The 11938-nt window shown below is 62.2% G+C and carries 10 protein-coding genes; 7 read left to right on the top strand and 3 right to left on the bottom strand.

Annotated features, from left to right (window positions below):
* Positions 1-93 precede the first annotated feature (93 nt).
* Complete coding sequence (locus CAG00_RS04010; protein ID WP_085663546.1) at positions 94-2394, top strand: YgiQ family radical SAM protein; 2301 nt, start codon at positions 94-96, stop codon at positions 2392-2394.
* A 135-nt stretch (positions 2395-2529) separates the two neighbouring features.
* Here the strand turns inward: CAG00_RS04010 and CAG00_RS04015 are convergent, their stop codons facing one another.
* Entirely contained in the window at positions 2530-3117 is a 588-nt protein-coding gene (locus CAG00_RS04015) for a TIGR00730 family Rossman fold protein (RefSeq protein ID WP_085663547.1), read from the bottom strand.
* Positions 3118-3466: 349 nt separating this feature from the next.
* On the opposite strand from CAG00_RS04015, the gene azu reads away from it, so the two are divergent.
* On the top strand, positions 3467-3916 hold the full coding sequence (gene azu / locus CAG00_RS04020) for an azurin (protein ID WP_015271990.1): 450 nt from the start codon (positions 3467-3469) through the stop codon (positions 3914-3916).
* A 111-nt stretch (positions 3917-4027) separates the two neighbouring features.
* Here azu and nadE read toward each other — a convergent pair whose 3' ends face one another.
* Both nadE and pncB read right to left on the bottom strand, forming a co-directional pair.
* Positions 4028-4855 carry an ammonia-dependent NAD(+) synthetase gene (gene nadE, locus CAG00_RS04025; protein ID WP_013974414.1) on the bottom strand — a complete coding sequence of 276 codons (828 nt, stop codon included), beginning with the start codon at positions 4853-4855 and terminating at the stop codon, positions 4028-4030.
* Between the two features lie 3 nt (positions 4856-4858).
* Positions 4859-6064 (bottom strand): nicotinate phosphoribosyltransferase, encoded by a 1206-nt coding sequence (gene pncB, locus CAG00_RS04030; RefSeq protein ID WP_025340817.1) that lies wholly within the window; start codon positions 6062-6064, stop codon positions 4859-4861.
* Positions 6065-6589: 525 nt separating this feature from the next.
* Here pncB and CAG00_RS04035 point away from each other — a divergent pair.
* The 5 genes from CAG00_RS04035 (at position 6590) to CAG00_RS04055 (ending at position 11686) form a co-directional block, all read left to right on the top strand.
* The gene (locus CAG00_RS04035) at positions 6590-7726 is read left to right on the top strand and encodes a branched-chain amino acid ABC transporter substrate-binding protein (RefSeq protein WP_075046518.1); all 1137 of its coding nucleotides are present in this window, start codon (positions 6590-6592) and stop codon (positions 7724-7726) included.
* Positions 7727-7882: 156 nt separating this feature from the next.
* Positions 7883-8797, top strand: a complete 915-nt coding sequence (locus CAG00_RS04040; RefSeq protein ID WP_013974411.1) for a branched-chain amino acid ABC transporter permease — start codon at positions 7883-7885, stop codon at positions 8795-8797.
* A 2-nt stretch (positions 8798-8799) separates the two neighbouring features.
* Positions 8800-10101, top strand: a complete 1302-nt coding sequence (livM, locus tag CAG00_RS04045) for a high-affinity branched-chain amino acid ABC transporter permease LivM (RefSeq protein ID WP_085663548.1) — start codon at positions 8800-8802, stop codon at positions 10099-10101.
* Entirely contained in the window at positions 10098-10973 is an 876-nt protein-coding gene (locus CAG00_RS04050; protein WP_025340815.1) for an ATP-binding cassette domain-containing protein, read from the top strand. The genes livM and CAG00_RS04050 overlap by 4 nt, the downstream gene beginning before the upstream one ends.
* Complete coding sequence (locus CAG00_RS04055) at positions 10970-11686, top strand: ABC transporter ATP-binding protein (protein ID WP_015271986.1); 717 nt, start codon at positions 10970-10972, stop codon at positions 11684-11686. Before CAG00_RS04050 ends, CAG00_RS04055 begins: the two co-directional genes overlap by 4 nt.
* Positions 11687-11938: the final 252 nt, after the last annotated feature.

The raw sequence follows: 11938 nt of genomic DNA on the forward strand, positions 1-11938 counted from the left end.
GCCATGAATCCGACAACCATCGTCGGATTTGGTCAAAATTTGTGCTATATTCCGCGCCCGCGATTTCCCTGCACACCAGAACCGGTCACTGACATGCAAGCAGCCAAACCACTCTACGACTATCCCAAGTACTGGGCCGAATGTTTCGGGCCAGCACCTTTCCTGCCGATGAGCAGGGAGGAGATGGATCTGCTCGGCTGGGATTCCTGCGACATCATCATCGTGACCGGTGATGCTTACGTCGACCACCCGTCGTTCGGCATGGCCATCATCGGCCGCCTGCTGGAGGCCCAGGGCTTCCGCGTGGGCATCATCGCCCAGCCGAACTGGCAGTCGAAAGACGACTTCATGAAGCTCGGCGAGCCGAACCTGTTCTTCGGCGTGGCCGCGGGCAACATGGACTCGATGATCAACCGCTACACAGCGGACAAGAAGATCCGTTCCGACGACGCCTACACCCCTGGTGGCCTGGCCGGCAGCCGTCCGGACCGCGCCAGCCTGGTGTACAGCCAGCGCTGCAAGGAAGCCTACAAGCATGTGCCGATCGTGCTCGGCGGCATCGAGGCCTCGCTGCGCCGCATCGCCCACTACGACTACTGGCAGGACAAGGTCCGCCACTCGATCCTGATCGACGCCAGCGCCGACATCCTGCTGTTCGGCAACGCCGAGCGCGCGGTGGTCGAGGTGGCCCAGCGCCTGTCCAACGGCGAGAAGATCGAAACCATCACCGATGTGCGCGGCACTGCTTTCGTGCGTCGTGACACGCCTCAGGGCTGGTACGAGATCGATTCGACCCGCATCGACCGCCCGGGCCGCGTCGACAAGATCATCAACCCGTACGTGAATACCCAGGACACCCAGGCCTGTGCCATCGAGCAGGCCAAGGGCGACCAGGAGGACCCGAACGAAGCCAAGGTCGTGCAGATTCTCGACAGCCCGAGCATGACCCGGGAAAAGTCGGTGATCCGCCTGCCGTCGTTCGAGAAGGTGCGTAACGACCCGGTACTCTATGCCCATGCCAACCGGGTGCTGCACCTGGAGACCAACCCGGGCAACGCCCGCGCCCTGGTGCAGAAGCATGGCGAAGTGGATGTGTGGTTCAACCCGCCACCCATCCCCATGAGCACCGAGGAAATGGACTACGTGTTCGGCATGCCCTATGCCCGTGTGCCGCACCCGGCCTACGGCAAGGAGCGCATCCCGGCCTACGAGATGATCCGCTTCTCGGTGAACATCATGCGTGGCTGCTTTGGTGGCTGCACCTTCTGCTCGATCACCGAGCACGAAGGCCGCATCATCCAGAACCGCTCGCACGAGTCGATCCTGCACGAAATCGAAGAGATGCGTGACAAGGTGCCGGGCTTCACCGGCGTGGTCTCCGACCTTGGCGGCCCGACTGCCAACATGTACCGCATCGCCTGCAAGAGCCATGACATCGAGAAGCACTGCCGCAAGCCGTCGTGCGTGTTCCCGGGCATCTGCGAAAACCTCAACACCGACCACAGCTCGCTGATCGAGTTGTACCGCAAGGCTCGTGCCCTGCCGGGTGTGAAGAAGATCCTGATTGCCTCTGGCCTGCGTTATGACTTGGCGGTGGAGTCGCCGGAGTACGTCAAGGAACTGGTCACCCACCATGTCGGCGGTTACCTGAAGATTGCCCCGGAGCACACCGAGCGTGGCCCGCTGGACAAGATGATGAAGCCGGGCATCGGCACCTATGACCGCTTCAAGCGCATGTTCGAGAAGTTCTCGAAAGAGGCGGGCAAGGAGCAGTACCTGATCCCGTACTTCATCGCCGCGCACCCGGGCACCACCGACGAAGACATGATGAACCTGGCCCTGTGGCTGAAGGGCAACGGCTTCCGTGCCGACCAGGTGCAGGCGTTCTACCCGTCGCCGATGGCCTCGGCCACGGCCATGTACCACTCGGGCAAGAACCCGCTGCGCAAGGTGACCTACAAGAGCGAAGGTGTGGATATCGTCAAGAGCGAGGAGCAGCGCCGCCTGCACAAGGCGTTCTTGCGTTACCACGACCCGAAGGGCTGGCCGATGCTGCGTGAGGCGTTGCAGCGCATGGGCCGCGCCGACCTGATCGGGCCGGGCAAGCACCAACTGATCCCGCTGCACCAGCCGCAGACCGATACCTACCAGAGTGCACGCCGCAAGAACTCGACCCCGGCGGGTAGCCACAAGGTGGGCAAGGAGCAGAAGGTTCTTACCCAGCACACCGGCCTGCCGCCGCGTGGCAGTGATGGCAGCAAGCCGTGGGACAAGCGTGAAAAAGCCAAGGCCGAAGCGTTTGCGCGTAACCAGCAGGCGGCCAAGGAGCGCAAGGAAGCGGCCAAGGGTGGCAAGGGCAACAAGAAGCCGCGTCAGCCGATCATTCCGCGCTAACTGATCCATATCGGGACCGCTTTGCGGTCCTTTCGCGACACAAGGCCGCTCCCACATCGATCGGCGTACGAAGTGCTGTTGTGGGAGCGGCCTTGTGTCGCGAAAGGGCTGCAAAGCAGCCCCGAAATCTGGAAATCAGTCGGGCTTCTTGTCGACCCACTTCGGCGCCACCGGCGCAACAAAGCTGTCCATCCCGTCCAGCAGCTCATCAGGCTGCTGCCCCAGCAGCAACATAGCCCGATGCTGCGGCCGCACGAAGCCTTCTTCGACGATATGGTCGAGGAACCCGCCCAGCTTCTCGTAGAAGCCGTTCACATCCAGCAGCCCCAGCGGCTTGGCGTGATAGCCCAATTGGCCCCAGGTCCATACCTCGAACAACTCCTCCAGCGTACCCAGCCCACCGGGCAGGGCGATGAAGGCATCGCTCAGCTCGGCCATGCGTGCCTTGCGCGCGTGCATGCCGTCGACCACTTCCAGGCGGCTGAGGCCCTTGTGGCCGATTTCGGCATTCATCAGGCTCTCGGGGATGATCCCGATCACTTCGCCACCGGCCGCCATGGCCGCGTCGGCGACGGTGCCCATCAGGCCGACCGCGCCACCGCCATAGACCAGGGTCAGGCCGCGATGGGCAATCGCCTGACCCAGCGCGATAGCTGCTTCACGGTAGGCAGGGTTGGCACCAATGCTGGCGCCGCAGAACACACAAACGGAACGTACGGGCATTGCTCATCTCCAGTCACTCAGGCTGACAGGGTAAGGCCCATGTCCTACAGTTCCAAGGCTGGTTTCACTCCGGTCGGGAGAATTCGCAGATGGCGCCGGTCGCTCCATGGGCGTAGGCCGCCAGCAGGCTGTTCATCAGGCTTCCAAGGGTCATTTCGTATTGCTCCTAAATGAGAGGTTGTCCCATCGTCCAATAAAAGGGCATGATGTGCCCTTGAATTGGTTGTATACAATCCATTGAACAATTCTACTGGCTGGCCTCTTGACAGCCCCTTGACCCATATCAGCAAGGGGCTGAACGGTTTCAGGCAGTCTCGCAATTGATAAAACCCTGCCAAGGAGATTCATGATGTTTGCGAAAGCTGTAGCGGTATCCCTGCTGACCCTCGCCAGCGCCTCTGTCTTCGCAGCCGAGTGCTCGGTGACTGTCGACTCCACCGACCAGATGTCCTACAACACCAAGGAAATCACCGTCGACAAGAGCTGCAAGGAATTCACCGTCAAACTGACCCATTCCGGCAACCTGCCGAAGAACGTCATGGGCCATAACCTGGTGATCAGCAAGACTGCCGACATGCAGGGCATTGCCACCGAAGGCATGAGCCAGGGTCTGGAAAAGGACTACATCAAAGCTGACAACGCCGCGATCATCGCCCACACCAAAATGATTGGTGCTCCTGAGAAGGAGACCGAGGTGAAGTTCGACGCTACCAAGCTGGAAGCCGGTGGCGACTACAGCTTCTTCTGCACCTTCCCGGGCCACATCTCGATGATGAAGGGCAAGGTCGTCGTCAAGTAATCAAAGGCTGACGGTGAATCCTGTGGGAGCGGGTTCACCCGCGAATGCGTCGGTGGCTTCACCATCGCATTCGCGGGTGAACCCGCTCCCACAGGTCCGTCTATAGCCTTATCAAGGGGCGAACGGCAGTTCGCGCTTGTGCTGGGTCTTGCGGTAGGTGGCGACGATAATGTCGAACGCTTCCTGGTCAACCGGCTGCCCATGCAGGAAGGCATCGATCTGCTGGTAAGTCACGCCATGGGAGGCTTCGTCCGGCTTGCCCGGCGCCAGGTCTTCCAGGTCCGCAGTCGGCACCTTTTCCACCAGTGACTCCGGCGCACCGAAGCTGCGCGCAATCGCCCGCACCTGGTTCTTCACCAGCCCGCTCAGCGGCGCCAGGTCGCAGGCACCATCACCAAACTTGGTAAAGAACCCCATCACCGCCTCGGCGGCGTGGTCGGTGCCGATCACCAGGCCCGCGCGGGCACCGGCGATGGTGTACTGGGCGACCATGCGGGTACGCGCCTTGACGTTGCCGACCACGAAGTCCACCAGCGTCGGCGAGCCGTTCTTCAACTCCACCACTTCAGCCGCCAGCGCCCGTACTGCCGGTGCGATATCCACGGTGTGCACTTCGTCGGCCTTGATCACTTCCAGGCACGCCTGGGCGTCATGCTCGTCATGCTGGACCTGGTAAGGCAGGCGCACGGCGATGAAGGTGTAGGCCTTGTCGCCGGTTTCGGCGCGCAGCTCGTTGATGGCGCGTTGGGCTAGCAGGGCGGCGGTCAGCGAGTCGACGCCGCCGCTGATGCCCAGCACCAGGGTCTTGAGCCGGGCGTTGGCCAGGCAATCCTTGATGAACGCCACGCGCCGGGCCACTTCGGCCTCGAGCGCGGCGGCGTCGGCGAATGGCGGCTGTACCTTCAGCGCCTGGGCAATCTCTTGCTGAACCGCTTGCATGGGTTACTCCTTGCTGGGGACTTTGAAAACATGGCGCATGTAGGCGACGAAGTTCTCGTCGCGGCATTGGGTCTTGGCGGCTTCGTCCGAGATCTTCGCCACCGGCGCGCCGTTGCAGTCGGTCATTTTAAGCACGATGCTCATCGGGGCCACGCCCGGGATATCACAGGTCAGGTTGGTGCCGATGCCAAAGCTGACGTTGATGCGACCGCGCAGGGCACGGAAGATTTCCAGCGAGCGGGTCAGGTTGAGACCGTCGGAAAACACCAGGGTCTTGGTCATCGGGTCGATACCCAGTTTCTGGTAATGGGCAATGGCCTTTTCCGCCCAGGCCACCGGTTCGCCCGAGTCGTGGCGCAGGCCATCGAACAGCTTGGCAAAGTACAGGTCGAAATCGCCGAGGAAGGCATCCATGGTGATGCAATCGGTCAGGGCGATACCGAGCAGGCCGCGGTACTCGCGCACCCAGCAGTCCAGCGCGGCGATCTGGCTGTCGATCAGTCGCGGGCCGAGTTGCTGGTGGGCCATGATCCATTCATGGGCCATGGTGCCCAGCGGCTTGATATCCAGTTTCCATGCCAGGTCGACGTTGCTGGTGCCGACGAAGCGGCCCGGGAAATCGTCGCGCAGCACACGCACCACTTCTTCCTGCACACGGCTGGAAAAGCGCCGACGGGTGCCGAAGTCGGCCACCTGCAGTTCGGCCAGTTCATCGTCGCTGGCATGTGCGCGCAGCCAGTCGAACTTGCGGTACAGCTGGTCGCGGGCCTCGGCCAGGCGCATGCGCGGGTGCAGATGGCGGTTGCGCACTTCGCTGATGATCGCCAGGAGCGGCACTTCGAACAGGATCACATGCAGCCACGGGCCTTTCAGGCGCAGGAACAGCTGGTCGTTTTCTATCCCCAGGCGTACGTAGCGCAGGTTGAAGCGGAACAGGCGCAGAAAGCGCAGGAAGTCAGGCTTGAGGAAGCTGATACGTTCGAGGAAGGCCAGCTGGCCGTCATCCAGGGTGAGGTCGCTGAGCAGTTCGAGCTGGTTGCGGATCTCGCCGAGGTAGGGGCGCAGGTCCTCGCCGTTGCGGCAGCGGAATTCCCACTCGACGTCGGCGTCCGGGTAGTTGTGCAGCACGCCCTGCATCATGGTGAGTTTGTAGAAGTCGGTGTCGAGCAGGTTGTGCACGATGCGCTCGGCGAATGCGCTCTCGCTCATCAATGGGGCTCCGGAAGCGGCGAATGGCGGACATTGTGCCAGCCTTTTCGGCCTTGTTGTGCCTGTTGCGGCCCTATCGCCGGCAAGCCAGCTCCCACAAGTAACCCACAGGGCCGGAATTTGCAGTGTTCCTGTGGGAGCTGGCTTGCCGGCGATAGGGCCGGAACTGCCAAAACAGAGGTGTTTTTTCGTGCACCAGCTAGCCTTGAAACGGTGCCGCCTGTAGCAGTCGCGCACCAGCTGTGTGCAGTTCGGTGACGTCCGCTGTTACAGGGCGGTTGCACGTAAACACTTGCCAGGGTTGCAATGATGGCACTCGATGGTTGCTCCTTGTCTGTACGTGTGGTGGCGCCTGCCGCGTGGCAGACGGTTGCACGCTCAATAAAGAAAAGGCCGTCGGTCGCCTGCCGGCAACCTGCATAGTGTGTTTTCCCGGAAGACAAAACCTATGGCACGGCCCTTGCTCAGAGCACAGGGCTGAGAAGTTGTAGTGCCAACCAAAAAAAACTCTAGGAGCACCACCTCATGTCGCAGACGTTTTACAAGAAAGGTTTCCTGGCTCTGGCCGTAGCTACGGCACTGGGTGTTTCTTCGTATGTTCAGGCCGACGTCAAGATCGGTGTAGCGGGCCCGATGACCGGGGCTAACGCAGCGTTTGGCGAGCAGTACATGAAAGGTGCGCAGGCAGCGGCCGACAAGATCAACGCCGCCGGTGGCGTGAACGGCGAGAAAATCGTGCTGGTCAAAGGCGATGACGCCTGCGAGCCGAAGCAGGCCGTGGCCGTGGCCAACCGCCTGGTCGACCAGGACAAGGTGATCGGCGTGGTCGGCCACTTCTGTTCCTCCAACACCATCCCGGCCTCCGAGGTGTATGACGAGGCTGGCGTCATCGCCATCACCCCGGGCTCCACCAACCCACAAGTCACCGAGCGCGGCCTGGGCGCCATGTTCCGCATGTGCGGCCGTGACGACCAGCAGGGCATCGTCGCCGGCGATTACATCGTCGACGTGCTCAAGGGCAAGAAAGTCGCGGTGCTGCACGACAAGGACACCTACGGCCAGGGCCTGGCCGACGCGACCAAGGCACAGCTGGAGAAACGCGGCGTCAAGCCGGTGCTGTACGAAGGCCTGACCCGCGGCGAGAAGGACTTCAGCGCCGTCGTCACCAAGATCCGTTCCACCGGTGCCGACGTGGTCTACTTCGGCGGCCTGCACCCGGAAGCCGGCCCGCTGGTACGCCAGCTGCGCGAGCAGGGCCTGAAAGACGTCAAGTTCATGTCCGATGACGGCATCGTCACCGACGAACTGGTGTCCACCGCCGGCGGCGCGCAGTACGTCGATGGTGTGTACATGACCTTCGGCGCCGACCCGCGCCTGCTGCCGGACAGCAAGGCGGTGGTGGAGGAGTTCCGCAAGGCTGGTACCGAACCTGAAGGCTACACCCTGTACGCCTATGCCTCGCTGCAGGCCCTGGCTGCCGCGTTCAACGGCGCCAAGTCGAACAAGGGCGAAGCGGCTGCCGAGTGGCTCAAGGCCAACCCGGTGCAGACCGTCATGGGCGAGAAAAAGTGGGACAAGAAGGGTGACCTGACCGTGTCCGACTATGTGGTCTACCAGTGGGATGCCCAAGGCAAGTACCACCAGCTGGAAAAACAAAAATAACAACGGCCCACGGCCCGGGCGCGTCAGCCCCGGGCCAAAGCCCCGCGGTACCTGTCTTTATCCGTAGATCTGCACAGTACTGCGCTGCGAGGGCCGCCTTGTCCCAGGCCCGCCGTGGTCGGCGCTCGTGCAATCTCAATCAGGTGAGATTGCGTTATGGATGGTATTTTCCTGCAGCAACTGGTCAACGGCCTGACCCTCGGGTCGGTCTATGGCCTGATCGCCATCGGCTACACAATGGTCTATGGCATCATCGGCATGATCAACTTCGCGCACGGCGAGGTGTATATGATTTCCGCGTACCTCGCGGCGATCAGCCTGGCATTGCTGGCTTATTTCGGTATCGAGTCGTTCCCCCTGTTGATGCTGGGCACCCTGTTGTTCACCATCGTCGTCACCGGCGTGTACGGCTTCACCATCGAACGCATCGCCTACAAACCCCTGCGCAACTCCACCCGCCTGGCACCGCTGATCAGTGCCATCGGCATCTCGCTGATCCTGCAGAACTACGCACAGATCAGCCAGGGCGCCCGCCAGCAAGGCGTGCCAACCCTGCTGGAAGGTGCCTGGCGTGTCGAAGTGGGCACCGGCTTCGTGCAACTGACCTACACCAAGATCTTCATCCTGGTGGCAGCCTTCGTTGGCATGGGCCTGCTCACCTACGTGATCAAGTACACCAAGCTCGGCCGCATGTGCCGTGCCACCCAGCAAGACCGCAAGATGGCCTCGATCCTGGGCATCAACACCGACCGGGTGATCTCCTACGTGTTCGTCATCGGTGCGGTGATGGCCGCCCTGGCCGGCGTGCTGATCACCATGAACTACGGCACCTTCGACTTCTACGCCGGCTTCATCATCGGCATCAAGGCGTTCACCGCCGCGGTGCTCGGCGGTATCGGCTCGCTGCCTGGCGCCATGCTCGGCGGGATCATCCTGGGTATTTCCGAGTCGCTGTTCTCTGGCCTGATCAACTCCGACTACAAGGATGTGTTCAGCTTCTCGCTGCTGGTGATGATCCTTATCTTCCGCCCACAAGGCCTGCTGGGTCGCCCGCTCGTGGCTAAGGTGTGAACATGTCCATTGCCAAAACTGCCTCCGTTACTGAAACCAGAAGTTTCGACATCAAACGCAGCCTGCTGGAGACCATCGTCGCCGGCCTGCTGGCACTCATCGTGTTTGGCCCTGTGGTCGGCGTGGTGCTCGACGGCTACACCTTCAATGCCGAGCCGCGGCGTGTGGCCTGGCTGGTCGGCGGGGTGATGCTGGGGCGCTTCCTGCTCAGCCTGTACCTGCAGACGGCCGCCGGCTCGCGCATGCTCCAGGGCTTCGAAAGCGGTGGTTCGGGCGTGCATGTGCGCGCGCCGAACTACGTATCGCGGCTGCGCTATATCATCCCTGCGCTGGTGGTGATTGCCATCGTCTTCCCGATCTTCGCCAACAAGTACCTGCTGACCGTGGTCATCCTCGGCCTGATCTACGTGTTGCTGGGCCTGGGGCTGAACATCGTGGTCGGTCTGGCCGGCCTGCTCGACCTGGGCTACGTGGCGTTCTATGCCATCGGCGCGTACGGCCTGGCGCTGGGTTACCAGTACCTTGGCCTGGGCTTCTGGAGCGTGCTGCCACTGGCGGCCATCGCCGCGGCGCTGGCGGGGTGCATACTCGGCTTCCCGGTGTTGCGGATGCATGGCGACTACCTGGCGATCGTGACCCTGGGCTTCGGCGAGATCATCCGCCTGGTGCTGAACAACTGGTTGTCGTTCACCGGCGGCCCGAACGGCATGCCGGCACCGGCACCCACCTTCTTCGGCCTGGAGTTCGGCCGCCGGGCCAAGGACGGCGGGGTACCGATCCACGAGTTCTTCGGCTTCGAATACAACGCCAACCTCAAGTTCGTGTTCATCTACGCGGTGCTGTTCGCCGTCGTGCTGGCCGTGCTGTACATCAAGCACCGCCTGACCCGCATGCCGGTCGGCCGTGCCTGGGAAGCGCTACGCGAAGACGAGATCGCCTGCCGCTCGATGGGCCTGAACCACGTGCTGGTCAAGCTTTCGGCGTTTACCCTGGGTGCCTCCACCGCCGGCCTGGCCGGGGTGTTCTTTGCCACCTACCAGGGCTTCGTCAACCCGTCGTCGTTCACCTTCTTCGAGTCGGCGCTGATCCTCGCCATCGTCGTGCTCGGTGGCATGGGCTCGACCGTAGGTGTGGTGATCGCGGCCTTCGTGCTGACCGTGGCGCCCGAGCTGCTGCGCAGCTTCTCCGAGTACCGCGTGCTGCTGTTCGGTGTGCTGATGGTGCTGATGATGATCTGGCGACCGCGTGGGCTGATCCGCATCAGCCGTACCGGTGTGACCCCGCGTAAAGGAGTGGCGCCATGAGCGACGATATCATTCTCTCGGTCGACAACCTGATGATGCAGTTCGGTGGCATCAAGGCGCTCAGCGATGTCAGCCTGAAGGTCCGGCGCAACCAGATCTTCGCCCTGATCGGCCCCAACGGTGCGGGCAAGACCACCGTGTTCAACTGCCTGACCGGGTTCTACAAGGCCAGTGGCGGGCGCATCGAGCTGAACGTGCGCGGCAGCCACACCAATGTCATCCAGCTGCTCGGCGAGCGCTTCCAGGTGGCGGACTTCGTATCGCCGGCGCGCTTTGCCAACCGCATGTACTACAAGATGTTCGGCGGTACCCACCTGGTCAACCGCGCCGGCCTGGCACGCACCTTCCAGAACATTCGCCTGTTCAAGGAAATGTCGGTGGTGGAGAACCTGCTGGTGGCCCAGCACATGTGGGTCAACCGCAACCTGCTGGCCGGGGTGCTCAACACCAAGGCCTACCGCAAGGCCGAGAGTGACGCACTGGACCACGCGTTCTACTGGCTGGAGGTGGTCGACCTGGTCGATTGCGCCAACCGCCTGGCTGGCGAGTTGTCGTACGGCCAGCAGCGCCGCCTGGAAATCGCCCGGGCCATGTGCACGCGGCCGAAGATCATCTGCCTGGACGAACCGGCGGCTGGCCTGAACCCACAGGAAACCGAAGCTCTCAGCCGCATGATCCGCGTGCTGCGCGACGAGCACGACATCACCGTGGTGCTGATCGAACACGACATGGGCATGGTCATGAGCATTTCCGACCATATCGTGGTGCTCGACCACGGCAACGTGATTGCCGAAGGCGCGCCGCAGGATATCCGCCACAACCCGACGGTGATCGCCGCCTACCTGGGTGCCGATGAAGAGGAACTGGTATGAGTGCACCCATTCTCGAACTGAAGGACCTGGACGTGTTCTACGGCCCGATCCAGGCGCTGAAAAAGGTCTCGATGCACATCAACGAGGGCGAGACGGTCAGCCTGATCGGCGCCAACGGTGCCGGCAAGTCGACCCTGCTGATGTCGATCTTCGGTCAGCCGCGGGCGGCGTCGGGGCATATCGTGTACCGCGGCACCGACATTACTCGCAAGTCGTCGCACTACATCGCTTCCAACGGCATCGCCCAGTCGCCGGAAGGGCGCCGGGTGTTCCCCGACATGACCGTCGAGGAGAACCTGATGATGGGTACCATCCCCATCGGTGACAAGCATGCCGACGAAGACATGCAGCGCATGTACGAGCTGTTCCCGCGCCTGAAAGAGCGGCGTAACCAGAGGGCCATGACCATGTCCGGTGGCGAGCAGCAGATGCTGGCCATTGCCCGCGCGCTGATGAGCCGGCCAAAGTTGCTGCTGCTGGATGAGCCATCGCTGGGGCTGGCGCCGATCGTGGTCAAGCAGATCTTCTCGACCTTGCGTGAATTGGCCAAGACCGGGATGACCATCTTCCTGGTGGAGCAGAACGCCAACCATGCGCTGAAACTGTCGGACCGGGCTTATGTGATGGTCAACGGGCAGATTCGCATGAGCGGCACGGGGCAGGAGCTGTTGGTCAACGAGGAAGTGCGCAACGCCTATCTCGGCGGGCATTGAGTTGCACTGGGGGGCCGCTTTGCGGCCCATCGCGACACAAGGCCGCTCCTACAGGCGATCTGCGATTCCATGTGGCATCGCGGCCCCTTGTAGGAGCGGCCTTGTGTCGCGATGGGCTGCAAAGCAGCCCCGATTCCAAATGTGGACAACTTGTCGCGGGCCTGCCTCCATACACTCCAGCATCCCATCTCAAGCCCTTGTTTCCACAGGCCCGATCTTTTCCACGGATAATGTGGAACCGCCTGTGGAAAA

It is taken from the genome of Pseudomonas sp. B5(2017) (genome assembly GCF_002112825.1).
GTDB classification, from domain to species: Bacteria; Pseudomonadota; Gammaproteobacteria; order Pseudomonadales; family Pseudomonadaceae; genus Aquipseudomonas; species Aquipseudomonas putida_Z.